Origin of the sequence: Lactobacillus johnsonii ATCC 33200 (assembly GCF_000159355.1) — a bacterium.
GTDB classification, from domain to species: domain Bacteria; phylum Bacillota; class Bacilli; order Lactobacillales; family Lactobacillaceae; genus Lactobacillus; species Lactobacillus johnsonii.
This window is the reverse complement of the sequence record NZ_GG670121.1, coordinates 101,427-116,888: the sequence shown is the minus strand read 5'-3', so window position 1 is coordinate 116,888 and position 15,462 is coordinate 101,427. Positions and strand designations below refer to the sequence as shown.

Here is a 15,462-nt window from a genome sequence, read left to right as displayed (position 1 = left end):
TGTATAGGTATTTTTATGGTAAAATTTTTTACGAGTATATTTGAACAAATTCTTGTAGAGTAGGAGAAAATAATGCGTAAAATATTTTTACTAAGAGGAGCACCTGGATCTGGAAAATCTTCCTTTATTGCTCGTCACCACTTGCAGCCTTACGCTATTTCTCGTGATGAAATTAGGCTGCTATTAGCTGATTTGACGGTTTATTATGAGGAAAGTACAGATCACCTGCATCAAGTTATTCCACGTCATGTTACTGTACGTACAGAGCAAATGGTTGATAATTTGGTACAGCATAAGATGGCCTATGGAGAAACTATCATTGTTGATGGAACTCATATCACGCCAGATAAAATTGAACATTTTCGTCCATGGGTTGAAAAATATCGCTATGAATTATTTGTAGTCGATTTAATGCAAAATAACACTTTAGAAAGCTTACTGCAGCGTAATCAGGTTAGAATGCACTATGATTGGGTGAAACCTGACGTAATTAAAATGATGTATGAGCAATATAAAGCTCATCCGGAAGTTCCGTCTTGGGCTTATTCAATTTTACCGAATGGAATGGAACGGGCCTTAAGTCAAAAAGAAAAGAATTTAGATCAGTATTCACATGTGATTTGTGTACCAGATAAGGTAAGACCAGAAGATTTTCCACATGTGCATATTTCTAACTTTTACTTTTCTTTTAATGATGAATTTACTAAGAAATACGGAACATATAGAAACGTTATAACTTTAGGTAAAACTAGAGAAGAAGTAATCGAAAAATTTAGGCTTCCATATTTTGTATTTAAATTTCACCATAAGCACTTTTTAATTTCTGCATATCCAATTCGAAATGAAATGTTAGATCCTATTCGAAAAGTAAAGGGAGTTTGGTCTTATTCAACTGGGCTATATAATATTGCTGATTTTGTAAAAGAATTTCCAGAGAATGAACACCAGCATGTTCATCAATTTAATTTAAGTAAGATTGATCCCACACGTTTGCTACATATTTGGTAATAAAAAAGGCTCTTTGTCAAACACCCTAAAGTATAAAGGTAGATAGAAACATGACGATGTTTTTATCTACCTTTTTTCTTATACTTAGATTGAGGTTGAGGTCGACAACAGAAAGGAATGTTAAATTCGATTGTCAAACGGGCCCATTAATATTTATTTTTAATAAAACTAGATTAAGGGTGTGGATCTGAGAGATCGTATAATCAAGAAATTAAGCTAAAAATAAATATTTGCCTCAATTAATTTAAAATGAGGTGATTAGGTGAATATTATTGGTATTGATGTTAGTCAAGGTAAAAATCATGCGACCTTGATATCAAAAGAAGTGGAAAAAGTAACTTTTAAATTCGAACATAATAAAAGTGGTTTTCAAATATTAAATTCGTACATTAAGTCTGATACTGTAATAATATTTGAAACTACAGGTGTTTATTCAGCACAATTAACTGCTTATCTAAAAAGTAAAAAGGTTCGATTTTATGAACTAAATCTCTTAGAAGCCAAATTAAGAATGGCTTCTTTAAGACGAAATAAAACTGATAAGAATGATTCTTTTAAATTAGCGTTATTAGGTGCAACGCAATTGTCAGAAATAAAGAATCATTGTAATAAGCAATCTACTTAGCCATATGATTCATTGCGGATTTTGTCTTTGAGATACAGACAACTTATTAAGTGTAGAACTAGAATAATCAATTTTCTTCGGTCTGGATTGGAAATTACTTTTCCAGAATTAAATCAAATTTTTAAAAATGCTTATGCAGTTTTGGCTCTTCAAATGTTTAGAATGTATTGTCATCCTGATTTTTTGGTAGGACTAACTCTTAAGGAGATGACTAACAGGGTTTATCAGGCAGTTAATAAGCGAATACACAAGGATGTAATTCAGAATTATTGTGCTCAAGTTTGGTTAACGGCTAAAAACTCTTATCCTGCTGTTCCAGCAGATTCTCTAGAAGTTGAAATTATTTCAGAATATTGTGATGAGATAGAAAACTACAATAAGGAAATAGCTTATATTCAAAATAAATTGATTAAAACAGCTGCTTCTTTGGATAATTTTAAATTTATCTCTAGTATTCCTGGAGCTGGTCAGCTAAATAGTGCTTTATTATTGGGCTTTGCAGGAGATATCTCTCGCTTTGATAATTATAAGCAACTCAATGTGTTTTTAGGACTTGATCTAAATAGATATCAGTCCGGAAAATATTAAAAAAATGATACTATTAATCGCCGAGGTAGTAGTCAAGGTAGAGTTGTTGAGACCGATATGATTCGGAGCATGTTAAGAAACCAAGGAAGAATACAAAACCATTTAATTAATTATTATTACAAATTAAAAAAGCCACCTTTCAATAAGCATGACAAGGTAGCTTTAATTGCATGTGCTAATCATTTGAATCGTACCATTATAAATTTGGTTCACACACATCAATTTTATAATTATTCTAAGGCGATTCATTAATTAATGCTTAGCATATAATAAGCAGAAAACTGCCAAAAGACTAGTCTTTTGGGGTTATGTTTAGTATACACTTTTTTTCTTTTTGACAATACTTGACATTCTATAAGAAATCCTGTTGATGGATAGTTTTAAGAAGGAATTAAGCAGCTAAGAAAATTGATATGAACCCCGAAATTCGGACAAGAATTTCGAGGTTTTTATTATGTCTAAATTATCTAAGCAAGACACAATTGACATCTACAATAATTGGAAACATTATCATAAATCACTATCTCAACTAGGTAGAGAATATAGAGTAAGACCTGACAATTTATATTATTTAATCCGTCTAATAGACCTTCACGGCTTAAAAATCTTGAATAAATCATATTCTTCTTATTCAGTAGAATTTAAGAAAACTGCCATTAAAAGAATATTGATTAACGATGAACCAGCGAATCAAGTTTCATTAATCATAAGAAAGGCAGACCACATCATGAAAAGCAAAGACCGACAAATCAAAGAACTACAAAAACAAGTAAAAGACTTAAAACAACAGAATCTCAAGCTTACTGTCGAAAACGAATTTGTAAAAAATTGAGCGCCTTAGTTTCCAAAAGAAAAAACCAAAAGCACCAGAAATAGCTCAGGTGGTTACTGAACTAAGGCAAGAACTTCATGTAACCGTCAGTTTCATATTAAATGTAATCAATTCTAATCCTGACTTACCTCACCTATCTAAAAGTAATTATTACTATGTTCTAAAACAAAATGATAAAGATTCAAAAAATCATCAGATCATGAAACGTATCAAAGAAATATTTGAGGAACATAAACATCGCTACGGCTATAGAAGAATTACAGCTCAATTGCACATTGAAGGAATTAAAATCAATCATAAGAAAGTAAAGCGTCTGATGAAAAAGATGCATTTATTTGGTATTGCCCTTAGACGTAGAAAAAGATATTCAATTTATCGAGGAACTGTAGGTGAAATCAAACCTAATTTGATATGTCGCAATTTTTTAGCCATTTTACCAGATAGAAAGTGGTATTCAGATATAACTGAGTTTCATTTAAACGGCGAAAAATTATATTTATCACCAATTATGGATGGGTGTACCCATGAGATAATTTCTTATACATTAAGTCGCCGTCCAGTTTTAGAACAAGTAATGATCATGCTTGACCTAGCCTATAAAGCTCATCCTGCTTTAAATGGTCTTATTTTTCATACTGATCAAGGATGGCAATATCAACATTCTACCTTTCAAAAACGGCTTACAGATCATGGTATTGAGCAATCAATGTCTAGAAAAGGTAATTCATTAGATGATGGATTAATGGAAGGATTTTTTGGTATCTTAAAGCGAGAAATGTGGTATGGCTTTGAAAAAATTTTAAGAATTTAGATGAACTAGAAGATGCAATCAAAGAGTATATTTATTACTATAATAATTTTAGAATTAAGAGCTCAATAAAAAAACATACTCCGATTCAATATCGAAATATGGTTTTAAATCAAACAGTTTAATAATATATTCTAATTTTTGGGCTCATATCAAAGAGCTGTTTGATTCCTTTTTTCATCTCATTAGTTAAAGTTAAGCAAGGTTTTTAAACAAAAAAATCCTGTTGATGAAATATAAGAAATATTCATCAACAGGATAGAAATATATTTTGAGTCTACTATAAATTAGCTTTGATTCTCTTCAACTGACTCATTCCGTTTATCCGCATCAACTACTGATTTAGCTACTTGTTGATCAGGTTTATATGGGCGCTTAATCGGCATCCCCATTGGATTCTGATTTTTAGACATTAATACAGTAGGAATATTTGATATAACTTTTTCAGGCTTTGGTAATCCTTCAATTTCCCAAGTAAAGGGAGCAAATTCTTTTTTTGGATTTACTCAATTTGGATGCTTTTTAGAAAGAAGATAAAGTCCTAAACAGGTAAGTAATACAACCGCAACTAAAACTGCAATAACAATTATATAAGTTACTGGAGATCCGACTTCTGTCTTAACTTGTGCTGGTGGATAAAAGGCAAGAACGATACCGAAAATTGATAAAATGAGGCCAACACCGGCAATAATCCAAGCTCCTACTTTACCACTAGGTACTTTAAATGAACGAGGACGGTTAGGTTGTTGGTAACGTAAACGTAAGAATGCGACAAACATTAGAATGTAGTAGAAGAGATATAGAACAGTGACACACTGTGTTAGTAAAATTACAAATTCTTCTACGTTTGGAATTAATTTGAATAGATATGCAATAATAGTCATTCCAGCCATTTGGACATAAACTAGTCGACCCAGGCTTGTGTTAGAAAGACCAACGACTAATAAGGCAAGAGTTCTAAAGATTAAAATGCTGCAAAAGGCTTTAGCAATATTCTTATCGTTTGAATTAGACGATTTAAAGAAAACAATTAGATACTGAAGAAAGAGGGTAAAAGATAGTAAACTAGCAGCCAGGAAGAAAGTAGTTAAATCTTTTGAACTAGTATTGCTAAAAGAGTTGGACATATATAGCAAAATCATCATATCAATAAAGTAAAAGTAATATCTGTCCAACTCGATGATCCATAGCGGTTAGTAAAAACGGATTGAACCATCCAAGAATTAATGAAGACAATCACGATAACTGCAAAGATCAAAAATGAAACAGGCGAAATAGTTCCGTGCTGTAAATGATGAATCAAACTGGTTGCTTGCGAGATCATATAAGCAAACACAAGATCATAAAATAATTCAATCATTGAAACACGTTTTGTTAATATGTTAGGCATTGTATGAGATCCTTTTTTACTTAATGACTGCTATTATTATAAAGTAAGAGAGAAAGCTGTAGTGAAAGAAATTAATTTTATATTTTTAGATATGAAAGATAGATAAAATAAAAAATCATTCAGTTTGCTTTATGTTGCATTCTGAATGATTTTTTATTTCTAATAATTATTAGCTAAAGCACCCATTGGATCCCAAGGAAGTAATTGAATTGGATCTTTACTGCCTTCTTCAAAAGCCTTCTTCAAGTCATCACTAAGGTATTTCTTGTTGATAACTGCTTGGTAAACAAATTTATCGAACCAGCTGTCACTCATTATAAAGTAACCCTTAAATCCAGGCTTTTCACCCCAAGAATTTTCAATCTTCCACTTAGTTGGCTTGCCATCGACTAAATCAACACCTGTAATAACCATTGCGTGGTCCATCATGCTTTCGCCTGAATCAAGCATGTCAGCTTTAGACATGTCAAAGTCAACGTCAAATAAGTCGTCACGCTTGTATAATTCAGTATCAAGTAAGCCGGCTTGACGTTCGGAATCTTTAACAACGTTTGATCCAAACCAAACAACTTCACCGTTTTTAAGTTGAGTGATAATCAAATCTTTCATTTCATCAATTGGTAAGTTCAAGTGACGTACTTGACGGCCACCTTCCACATTTCCTAAGTATTCAACAGAAAATACTTTATGGAAAGGCTTGTCTTTAGTCGGTGCATTAATTGTGGAAATATATTCACTTAAGTCCCAACCAACATACTTTTTAAAGAAGTCTTGTGGACTTAAGGCAGCATCTCTATGGTAGTTACCATCATCATCTTTGTATTCAAAGTCAAAAGTTTTAGGTGGAACACCAAGAGAAATAGCTAAAATACGGTAAACTTCTTTAAGCATTTCGTTTTTGCGTTCTTGAACTTCTTCTTCACTCTTTCCATCTTGAACCATCTTACGTAATTCAAGACCATCTTTTCTAAGAAGTGTATTTAAAGTATCATTTAAAGCACTTGAATTAATTGCATTAGCAGTTTCTGGGTAAACTTTCTTTGGAACAATACCATATTTTTCAATTATTCCGCAAAGCATATCCCATTGACCACCGTCTTGTTGTGGGGTTGCAAATAGGAAAGCAACTTTACGATCGCCTAAGTCTTTATCAGCAGTAGCAATCACATTTTCGAAGAACCAGTTTGACTTTTCAAATTTGTCCCAGAAGTTAGTGTAATTTTGAGATAATTCAAAGTCCTTAATTTTGAAGTTCTTTTGAATTGAATGACGCATTGTGTTTAAAGCACTGAACATCCAGCAGCGACCAGATTGTTTTTGGTTAGCAACTTTGCCAGTATCAATTTCAATTGAAAAAGTTGGGTCTAAGTCAATCTTAGTTTGTAGATTTTGACTAGCTTTAAAAATACCATTTTCTTGAGCAGCACGAGCCGCAATTTTGTTAGCTTTACTTGAGTTAAAGTCATTTTCGAAATTATTAATAAGATCGTTTGTAATTTCTTTGCTCATAAGATCCTCCTTAATTAAAAAAAACTTAATTATATTTTAGCTTAAAATAAAGAGTTATGTCTAGTCACGGTATTTAAAATTTAAATATGATATAAATAATTTTTTTATTAGCCTAAAGCTTTATTAAAAAAATAGATAAAAGAGATAATTAGATGCTTCTTTTTGTTATTCTGATCACGGAATTTGGAGGAAAAAATATGAAACTCAAGAAAAAATATTTATTTTTCTCAATAGTTGGGATCTTAATAGTAGCGATTTTAGGAATTTTTGGTTATGAATACCAAAAAATTCAATCGACGGCTGATACTATTTCTACTAATCATTCTTTAGCCAGTCGTCAGCAATTAAAACAAGGAAAGCCATTTTCAATCTTGGTATTAGGTACTGATGTGGGAGCCTTAGGACGAGGAACTAGTTATGCTGGAAATACAGATACCTTGGAATTAATTACTGTTAATCCTAAAAAGCAAACTTTAACTACAACTGCTATTCCTCGAGATACATTAGTAAGGGTTGAAACTAAAAATAAGGTAGAATATACCAAAATTAATGCAGCCTATGCTTTAGGCGGACCTAGAGAAATAAAAAAGCAGGTTCATGAATTACTAGATGTTCCTGTTGATTATTATGCCTTGGTTAATATGGGTGGATTAGAAAAGACCGTAGACGCTGTTGGCGGCGTTACTGTTAATAATCCTTTTGCTTTTAAGTATGAAGGACATACATATCCTAAGGGAAAACAGTATTTAAATGGCAGCGAGGCTTTAGGCTACAGTAGAATGAGATATGATGATCCTGATAATGACTACGGCTGTCAAAAACGAGGACAGCAGGTTCTGCTTAGTGCTCTGACAAAAGTTAATAAATCAAAAAATTTATGCAAATGAATTCTTTACTCGATACGGCCAAAGATAATGTTCGGACTGATTTACCTTTAGATGATTTAATGACTCTATATAAGAACTATCATGGGGCATTATCCAATACTCAGAGTGATCATTTACAAGGGAAAAAATGCGACAATTGATAATTTTAGTTTTCAAATAGCTCCAAATCGGGAAATGCAGCGTTTGTCAGATAATACCCGTCAAGCACTAGGATTAACAAAGGTTAAAGTTAATAATATTCAAACCAAAATGAATGATATGCAAACTAACTGGAATGGCTATAATAATGTAAATTATGTTTTACCAAATGACGCTCAAGTTTATATTCCAGTTAATAAAGTATGATAAAAAATAAAGCACTTATTGGCCCAAAAAATAAGTGTTTTTTTCGTATATATAAGTAGGACAAGTATAATAAATTAACGTAAAATATAGGTCTAAGCGAATGTAAGAGAGGGTAAAAATGAAAAAACGTGGTTTTGAAATAGTATCTAAATACCGTAATGCAGGCCTCCACCTGCCTCAACGCCAAACAATTGCGAGTGCAGGCTATGACTTTGAATGTGCACAAGATATAGTTTTGCCATCAATTTGGTGTATGAACTTTGTTCGAATTTTTAGGCTAATTAGAAATGGTCATGAATTGAATGAACACGATCTAGAATTAGCTGAAAAAGTATTAAAACCTTTTTTAGTACCCACTGGAATTAAGGCATACATGCCAGAGGATGAAGTTCTAATTTTAGCTAACCGCTCTTCTAATACTTATAAGCGAAACGTTACTTTGCCAAATGGGATCGGTGTAATTGACAGTGACTACTATAATAATGAAAAAAACGAAGGTGAAATTTACTTCCAATTAATTAATTACGGCGTTCGTCCACTAAAGATCAAAAAGGGTGAACGAATTGGACAAGGAATTTTTATGCCTTACTTAAAAGCAGATAATGATGATCCAGTTCAAAGACAGCGTCTTGGAGGATTTGGTTCGTCTGGAACAAGGAATGATGACTAATGGCAAAAGTTAAAACTCGTTATAAGTGTCGTAATTGTGGATATATTTCTGCTTCCTATCTTGGGAGATGTCCCAATTGTGGTGCTTGGAATCAATTTGAAGAAGAGACACAGGAAATTAAAAAAGTATCAACTAAGGCAACTGCAAGCCGGTTGATGACTAAAATTGGAAATAATGATCCAGTAAAGTTAACTGAAGTAAAAGCTGAGAAAGAAAAAAGAATTGTGACTCCTTTTGAAGAATTAAATCGAGTTTTAGGAGGAGGGATTGTTCCAGGATCTTTAGTTTTAATTGGAGGAGATCCAGGAATTGGAAAATCAACCTTAATGCTTCAAATTACTGGTGCTTTAGCTAAAGAACATAGCGTCTTATATGTTTCAGGAGAAGAGTCTGCGAGTCAAATAAAGATGCGAGCAGATCGACTAGGAGTAAGCGATAGCGGAATTTTGCTTTATCCAGAAACAAATATGCAGAATATTCGTGACCAGATTGATGAAATTAAGCCAGATTTTTTGGTAATTGACTCTATTCAAACAATGAACGAACCTTCACTTGATTCAATGGTTGGATCTGCTTCTCAAGTACGTGAAGTAACAAGTGAATTAATGAAAATTGCTAAAAATGAACAAATAACTACTTTTGTTATTGGGCATGTAACTAAAGAAGGAGCAATTGCTGGTCCCAAGATTATGGAACATATGGTTGATACCGTCCTTTACTTTGAAGGAGATGGGCACCACTCATATCGAATTTTAAGATCAGTCAAGAATCGTTTTGGCGCAGCTAATGAAATTGGAATGTTTGAGATGAAAAATGAAGGGTTAGCAGAAGTAAGTAATCCTTCAGCTATTTTCTTAGACGAACGCTTACCTAATTCGACTGGATCTTCAGTTGTCGTTTCACTTGAAGGAACGCGGCCGCTTCTTGCGGATATCCAAGCTTTAGTAACCCCAACAGCATTCGGATATGCAAAAAGAACAACTTCAGGATTAGATTTTAATCGAGTAGCACTTTTATTGGCAGTTTTAGAAAAAAGAGGCAACTTAATGCTTCAAAATCAAGATGCTTTTCTAACTGCAACTGGTGGGATTAAATTAAATGAACCAGCAATTGATCTTGCAATTTGTATGGCGGTTGCTTCAAGTTACAAAAATAAAGAAATTTCTTCGACTGATTGCTTTGTAGGTGAAGTTGGCTTAACTGGTGAAATTAGAAGAGTTAATCAAATTGAAGCTAGAGTTAAAGAGGCTGCAAAAGTAGGCTTTAAGAGGATTTTTATCCCTAAAAACAACTTAAACCAGGACCTTAAGAATAACTCTGAGATCGAAGTAATTGGAGTAGCAAGTTTACCACAAGCTTTAAAACTTGTTTTTAACTAGCAGAGAGATTGAACTTTTGCTCGTTAAAAGTTACACTTAAATGGATGAATTTTAATAAATTTTGAAAGAGGCGCTTTAATTTTGGCAAAACAAAAAATCCGCGTTCGTTACGCACCAAGTCCAACAGGTCACTTGCACATTGGTAACGCACGTACTGCATTATTTAACTATCTATTTGCACGTCACAATAAAGGGACAATGGTCTTAAGAATTGAAGATACGGACCAAAAACGTAACGTTGAAGGTGGTTCTAAGTCCCAAATGGAAAACTTGCACTGGTTAGGTATTGACTGGGATGAAGGTCCTGATAAGGGTGGCGACTTTGGCCCTTACCGCCAATCAGAGCGTAAAGACATTTACAATAAATATATTCAACAATTAATTGATGAAGGTAAAGCTTACTATTCATACAAGACTGAGGAAGAACTTGAAGCACAACGTGAAGAACAACGTGCAATGGGAATTGCTCCTCACTACACTTATGAATATGAAGGCATGACCGCTGATGAAATTAAAGAAGCTCAAGCAGCTGCAGAAGCAAAAGGCTTAAAGCCAGTTGTTCGTATCCACATTCCTGAAAATAGAACTTATGCTTGGGAAGATATGGTTAAGGGTAAGGTATCATTTGAATCAGATACTATCGGTGGTGACTTCGTTATTCAAAAACGTGATGGTATGCCAACCTACAACTTCGCCGTTGTAATTGATGACCACTTAATGGAAATTACTCACGTTCTTAGAGGGGACGACCACGTAGCTAACACTCCTAAGCAATTAGTTGTTTATGAAGCACTTGGCTGGGAACCACCTAAGTTTGGTCACATGACTTTGATCATTAACTCTGAAACTGGTAAAAAACTTTCTAAGCGTGATGAATCAGTTCTTCAATTTATTGAACAATACCGTGACCTTGGTTACTTACCAGACGCAATGTTCAACTTTATTACCTTACTTGGCTGGTCTCCTGTTGGTGAAAGTGAAATTTTCTCACAAAGAGAATTAATTAAGTCATTTGATCCTAAGCGTTTATCTAAGTCACCAGCTGCCTTTGACCAAAAGAAACTTGAATGGATTAACAACCAATACGTTAAGAAGGCAGACCGTGATCTTTTATTAGATCTTGCTTTGAATAACTTACAAGAAGCAGGTTTAGTTGATAAAGAAATTTCACCAGAAAAGATGGAATGGGTTCGTCAATTAGTAAATATTTACGCTGTACAAATGTCTTATACTAAGCAAATTGTAGATATTGCTAAGATCTTCTTTGAAGAAGCTCCAGAATTATCTGATGCAGAAATTGAAGAAATCAAGAAAGACGATGCTCGTCCTGTAATTGAAGAATTCAAGAAGCAATTAAATGCTGTTCCTCGCTTTACTGCTGTACAAGCTATGAACGCAATTCAAGCTACTCGTCGTGAAACTGGCGTAAAGGGTAGAAAATTATTTATGCCAATTAGAATTGCTGCTACTCGTTCAATGGTTGGACCTGGTATTGGTGAAGCTATTGAGTTAATGGGTAAGGAAAAAGTTAACAAGCACATTGACTTAACTTTAAAGCAATTAAGTGATTTAGGTCTTTAATTATTTAATACAGTTAAAGCTACGTGAAAGCGTAGCTTTTTTTGTTAGAATAGTTATGAAAGAATGTCTTAAATGAAAGAGGAATGATCATGAAGGTCTTTAACACTTTAACTCGAAAAAAAGAAGAGTTTAAGCCATTAGTAGCTGGAAAAGTAAGCATGTACGTTTGTGGACCAACTGTTTATAATTATATTCATATTGGAAATGCCCGCAGTGTGATTGCGTTTGATACAATTCGTCGATATTTTGAGTATCGAGGCTATGATGTGAATTATGTTTCTAACTTCACCGATGTTGACGATAAGATGATTAATGAGGCCCATAAAGAACATACAACTGTCGAAAAGCTTGCTGAGCGCTACATTAAGGCTTTTATGGAAGATACCGAAGCATTAAATATTGAGCCAGCTACTCTTCATCCACGCGCAACTCATGAAATTAAAGAAATTATCGACTTTGTTCAAGATTTAATTGATAAAGGCTTTGCTTATGAAGTTGATGGGGATGTATATTACCGTGCTAGAAAATTCCCTAACTATGGTCAACTAAGCGATCAAAATATTGCTGAACTTGAAGAAGGTGCTTCTGAGCATATTAATGAAGAAGAACAAAGTAAGAAAGAAGATCCAATTGACTTTGCCTTATGGAAGGCTCAAAAAGAAGAGGATGAAATTGCTTGGGATTCGCCATGGGGAAAGGGACGTCCAGGCTGGCATATTGAATGTTCAGTAATGTCAACCAAGTACTTAGGCGATACTATTGATATTCATGGTGGTGGCCAAGATTTGGAATTTCCGCACCATGAAAATGAGATTGCTCAAAGTGAAGCTAAGACCGGTAGAAAATTTGTTAATTACTGGATGCACAATGGTTTTGTGACAGTAGGTAAGAAACAAGAAAAAATGTCAAAATCACTCCATAACTTTGTGACTGTGCATGATATTCTAAAGCAAATTGATCCACAAGTTTTACGTTTTTACATGTCTAGTGTTCAATATCGTCGTCCAATTAACTATTCTGAAGATGGCTTAAAACAAGCTGAAACTGTTCTTAAACGCTACCAAAATACTTTGCGTAATCTTGATGCTAGACTAAATGATGAAAATGAGACGCTTGAAGATAATGGCTTAAGAGATGATTTAACACAAGCAAAAGCTGAATTTATTGAGGCCATGGATGATGATTTTAATGTTCAAAATGCTTTGAGTATTATGTACGATTTGGCTACAACTTTAAATAATCACTTGCAAAAAGATCAAGTGGATAAGCCGGCTTTAAAGCGTGCTAAAAAATTATTGATTGCTTGGCTCGAAATTTTTGGAGTTAGCTTTAATGAAGAGCAAGCTGAAAATGATGATGAAATTGAAAAATTAATTGCTCAACGCGATGAAGCACGTAAAAATAAGGATTGGGCTGAAAGTGACCGCTTAAGAGCTGAGTTACAGGCTAAAGGCATTGTAATTGAAGATACTCCACAAGGAACGAGGTGGCACCGTGCTTAAGCCGAAGATTTTAACAGAAAAAAATACTAATCCAGATGGGTTAGGTCCTCTTACTTTAGCTTATTTAGGGGATGGAGTATATGAGGTTTATATCAGACGTCACTTGGTTAAGGGCGGAATTGTAAAACCACAAATGCTTCAACGATATGCAACACATTATGTTTCCGCCAAAGCTCAAGCAGCATTAATTACTAAAATGCAAGACTTAGAAATGCTAGATGAAGATGAATTAGCAGCCTTCAAGAGAGGAAGAAATGCTAAAAGTCATACGCATGCAAAAAACACTTCAATTAACACTTATAAGCTCTCAACTGGATTTGAAGCGATGTTTGGATACTTAGATTTATTAGGTAAAAAAGAACGTGTTGATGAACTTGCAAAATGGTGCATTGACCAAGTAGAACAAGGAGGACTAGATAATTATGAGTTCAAATAATGATGAATTTGTATATGGACGTCATGCTGGCATTGATTTTTTAAAAACACAGGATGCTAACTTAATTAATAAAGTATTTTTACAAAATGGCGTTCAGGAAGAATTTGCTAATCAAGTTTATCAATTAGCACGTAAAAAAAATCTAGTTGTTCAAAATGCTCCTAAAAATAAGTTGGATCAAATGGTTAACCATGAAAATCACCAAGGCTTGGTCTTAACTGTAGCTCCATTTGAATATGCTGATTTAGATGAACTCTTAGATAAGTTTGACCAAGAAGGAAAAGAACCATTTATCTTAATGCTTGATTCAATTGAAGATCCCCATAACCTAGGTTCGATCTTAAGGACTTGTGATGCGACAGGCGTGGATGCAGTCATTATTCCAAAGAGAAGAGCAAGTGGTTTAACTTCTGTTGTTGCCAAAACTTCAACGGGTGCAATTGATTATGTGCCAGTAGCTCGAGTTAATAACTTAGTTCAAACTACTAAGATGCTGAAAAAGCGTGGTTACTGGATTTTTGGTACTGCAATGGAAGGTGAAGATTATCGTAAGTGGAATGCCAAAGGAAAGACAGTGCTTGTGATTGGTAATGAAGGTAAGGGAATTTCTCCATTATTGTTAAAGCAAATGGATCAAACTTTAACCATTCCAATGGTTGGACATGTTCAATCATTAAATGCTAGTGTTGCAACTGGTGTTTTGCTTTATGGAATGTTCAATAGTCGTCATCCTGAAAAATAATTAAAGATTAGAAAAAATTGTCATTTAGTTTTATAAAGAACTAAGTGACAATTTTTTTATTGCTTATAGTTATAAAAACAAACACACATTAAAGTCTTGATCATTAACAAAGTACAGTTGCTCTATACCTGTGATTAATAAACATTCGTTCCCTTAGAATGAGATTTTTTCTTTTTTATTCTTATTACCAAATAGAAAAGGAGGAATTTCCGGAATGGAAAGATTGAATGAAGTTTATTTGATTCGACGTGTAAAAGAAGAGCAAGATATGGAAGCTTTGCATGAACTAGTAGAGCGGTATCGGCCTTTAATCAATGGAGCAAAACTAAGTTTTTTCATTCGCAATTTTGATCATGATGACTGGGAACAAGAAGCATTAATCATGTGTTATCAAAGTTGCTGTACCTACGATGAGAAACGAGCAAATAGTTTTGGGGCGTATTATCGGACAAAATTTTATAATCATCTCCGATCACTCTTAAGGTATGAATTAGCACAGAAAAGAACGTCTTTTACTAAAGCTATTTCCTATGACAATGTGGTGCATAAAAATTTGATTAAAGAAGAAGTTGAAGAGATGCAGATTACACCTAGAAAGGAAATGTATCAAAAATTTATTAACAAGTTGTCAGAAAAAGAGGTAATTGCTCTCAAAGTTTTTCTGGGGGAATTAACGATTGAAGAAGCGAGTAAGAAGACAAATTATAGTCGTTATCAATTACTACAAGCAAAGGCTCGGTGTAAGGCAAAAATGCGGAAAGAATTGTTTTAAATTCGCATAGAACGAATAAAAAGACTATAATAAGTTTTGTAGAATTTATTTAGGAGGTAATTTTAAGATGGCAGATGAAGTTATTAAGACAGAATTGTTAGACCGTCACATGAAGGAAGTTTTTGATTGGAGCGATTCTGACATGCCTGTTAGAGACGCACTTTGGGACTACTTTATGGAAAAGAATGGTAGAGATACCATGAAGACGGAAAGTGACATGCTTCCGTTCTTGAAAGACTCTGACGATAAGATCGAAGCCTTCGTCAACAAAAATCTTAAGAAGTAATATCACCTAAAAACAATAATTCTACGCACAGTGGTCACGTATTGTTTGACCACCAAAGAACAATCTCTAGGGATTGTTCTTTTTTTGTGAGAAAATATATTT

General features: G+C 33.8%; 20 protein-coding genes. 16 read left to right on the top strand and 4 right to left on the bottom strand.

Annotation, left to right across the window (positions count from 1 at the left end):
- Positions 1–72: 72 nt before the first annotated feature.
- The 6 genes from HMPREF0528_RS05635 (at position 73) to HMPREF0528_RS09770 (ending at position 3,986) form a co-directional block, all read left to right on the top strand.
- Positions 73–1,008, top strand: a complete 936-nt coding sequence (locus HMPREF0528_RS05635; RefSeq protein WP_004895804.1) for an AAA family ATPase — start codon at positions 73–75, stop codon at positions 1,006–1,008.
- A gap of 262 nt (positions 1,009–1,270) precedes the next feature.
- Complete coding sequence (locus HMPREF0528_RS09595) at positions 1,271–1,633, top strand: IS110 family transposase (RefSeq protein ID WP_004895801.1); 363 nt, start codon at positions 1,271–1,273, stop codon at positions 1,631–1,633.
- 87 nt (positions 1,634–1,720) lie between these two features.
- Positions 1,721–2,221 (top strand): transposase, encoded by a 501-nt coding sequence (locus tag HMPREF0528_RS09590; RefSeq protein ID WP_004895798.1) that lies wholly within the window; start codon positions 1,721–1,723, stop codon positions 2,219–2,221.
- 454 nt (positions 2,222–2,675) lie between these two features.
- On the top strand, positions 2,676–3,053 hold the full coding sequence (locus tag HMPREF0528_RS09745; RefSeq protein WP_004895795.1) for a hypothetical protein: 378 nt from the start codon (positions 2,676–2,678) through the stop codon (positions 3,051–3,053).
- Between the two features lie 49 nt (positions 3,054–3,102).
- On the top strand, positions 3,103–3,864 hold the full coding sequence (locus HMPREF0528_RS09740; protein ID WP_004895792.1) for an IS3 family transposase: 762 nt from the start codon (positions 3,103–3,105) through the stop codon (positions 3,862–3,864).
- 17 nt (positions 3,865–3,881) lie between these two features.
- Positions 3,882–3,986 carry an IS3 family transposase gene (locus HMPREF0528_RS09770; protein ID WP_311317721.1) on the top strand — a complete coding sequence of 35 codons (105 nt, stop codon included), beginning with the start codon at positions 3,882–3,884 and terminating at the stop codon, positions 3,984–3,986.
- 162 nt (positions 3,987–4,148) lie between these two features.
- Here the strand turns inward: HMPREF0528_RS09770 and HMPREF0528_RS09795 are convergent, their stop codons facing one another.
- The 4 genes from HMPREF0528_RS09795 to pepC form a co-directional block, all read right to left on the bottom strand.
- Positions 4,149–4,274, bottom strand: a complete 126-nt coding sequence (locus HMPREF0528_RS09795; RefSeq protein ID WP_004895791.1) for a hypothetical protein — start codon at positions 4,272–4,274, stop codon at positions 4,149–4,151.
- Positions 4,275–4,367: 93 nt separating this feature from the next.
- Complete coding sequence (locus HMPREF0528_RS09790) at positions 4,368–5,006, bottom strand: amino acid permease (protein WP_004895790.1); 639 nt, start codon at positions 5,004–5,006, stop codon at positions 4,368–4,370.
- Complete coding sequence (locus HMPREF0528_RS09585; protein ID WP_004895788.1) at positions 5,003–5,251, bottom strand: low temperature requirement protein A; 249 nt, start codon at positions 5,249–5,251, stop codon at positions 5,003–5,005. The genes HMPREF0528_RS09790 and HMPREF0528_RS09585 overlap by 4 nt, the downstream gene beginning before the upstream one ends.
- A 159-nt stretch (positions 5,252–5,410) precedes the next feature.
- Complete coding sequence (pepC, locus tag HMPREF0528_RS05600; protein WP_004895787.1) at positions 5,411–6,760, bottom strand: aminopeptidase C; 1,350 nt, start codon at positions 6,758–6,760, stop codon at positions 5,411–5,413.
- Between the two features lie 197 nt (positions 6,761–6,957).
- On the opposite strand from pepC, the gene HMPREF0528_RS05595 reads away from it, so the two are divergent.
- From HMPREF0528_RS05595 to HMPREF0528_RS05555, 10 genes are all read left to right on the top strand, one after another.
- On the top strand, positions 6,958–7,647 hold the full coding sequence (locus HMPREF0528_RS05595) for an LCP family glycopolymer transferase (protein WP_234600861.1): 690 nt from the start codon (positions 6,958–6,960) through the stop codon (positions 7,645–7,647).
- Positions 7,648–7,752: 105 nt separating this feature from the next.
- Positions 7,753–7,992: a hypothetical protein gene (locus HMPREF0528_RS09580; protein WP_236691941.1), complete on the top strand. Its 240-nt coding sequence runs from the start codon at positions 7,753–7,755 to the stop codon at positions 7,990–7,992.
- Positions 7,993–8,110: 118 nt separating this feature from the next.
- Positions 8,111–8,662, top strand: a complete 552-nt coding sequence (locus HMPREF0528_RS05590; protein ID WP_004895781.1) for a dCTP deaminase/dUTPase family protein — start codon at positions 8,111–8,113, stop codon at positions 8,660–8,662.
- Positions 8,662–10,041: a DNA repair protein RadA gene (gene radA / locus HMPREF0528_RS05585; RefSeq protein WP_004895779.1), complete on the top strand. Its 1,380-nt coding sequence runs from the start codon at positions 8,662–8,664 to the stop codon at positions 10,039–10,041. Before HMPREF0528_RS05590 ends, radA begins: the two co-directional genes overlap by 1 nt.
- 81 nt (positions 10,042–10,122) lie before the next feature.
- Positions 10,123–11,622: a glutamate--tRNA ligase gene (gene gltX, locus HMPREF0528_RS05580; RefSeq protein ID WP_004895777.1), complete on the top strand. Its 1,500-nt coding sequence runs from the start codon at positions 10,123–10,125 to the stop codon at positions 11,620–11,622.
- Between the two features lie 89 nt (positions 11,623–11,711).
- Positions 11,712–13,124, top strand: a complete 1,413-nt coding sequence (gene cysS, locus HMPREF0528_RS05575) for a cysteine--tRNA ligase (protein WP_034525267.1) — start codon at positions 11,712–11,714, stop codon at positions 13,122–13,124.
- On the top strand, positions 13,117–13,560 hold the full coding sequence (locus HMPREF0528_RS05570; RefSeq protein WP_004895772.1) for a Mini-ribonuclease 3: 444 nt from the start codon (positions 13,117–13,119) through the stop codon (positions 13,558–13,560). The genes cysS and HMPREF0528_RS05570 overlap by 8 nt, the downstream gene beginning before the upstream one ends.
- The gene (gene rlmB / locus HMPREF0528_RS05565; protein WP_004895769.1) at positions 13,547–14,302 is read left to right on the top strand and encodes a 23S rRNA (guanosine(2251)-2'-O)-methyltransferase RlmB; all 756 of its coding nucleotides are present in this window, start codon (positions 13,547–13,549) and stop codon (positions 14,300–14,302) included. The genes HMPREF0528_RS05570 and rlmB overlap by 14 nt, the downstream gene beginning before the upstream one ends.
- A gap of 214 nt (positions 14,303–14,516) precedes the next feature.
- Positions 14,517–15,074 carry a sigma-70 family RNA polymerase sigma factor gene (locus tag HMPREF0528_RS05560; RefSeq protein WP_004895767.1) on the top strand — a complete coding sequence of 186 codons (558 nt, stop codon included), beginning with the start codon at positions 14,517–14,519 and terminating at the stop codon, positions 15,072–15,074.
- Positions 15,075–15,141: 67 nt separating this feature from the next.
- The gene (locus tag HMPREF0528_RS05555; protein WP_004895764.1) at positions 15,142–15,360 is read left to right on the top strand and encodes a P8 family protein; all 219 of its coding nucleotides are present in this window, start codon (positions 15,142–15,144) and stop codon (positions 15,358–15,360) included.
- The last annotated feature ends 102 nt before the right edge of the window (positions 15,361–15,462 follow it).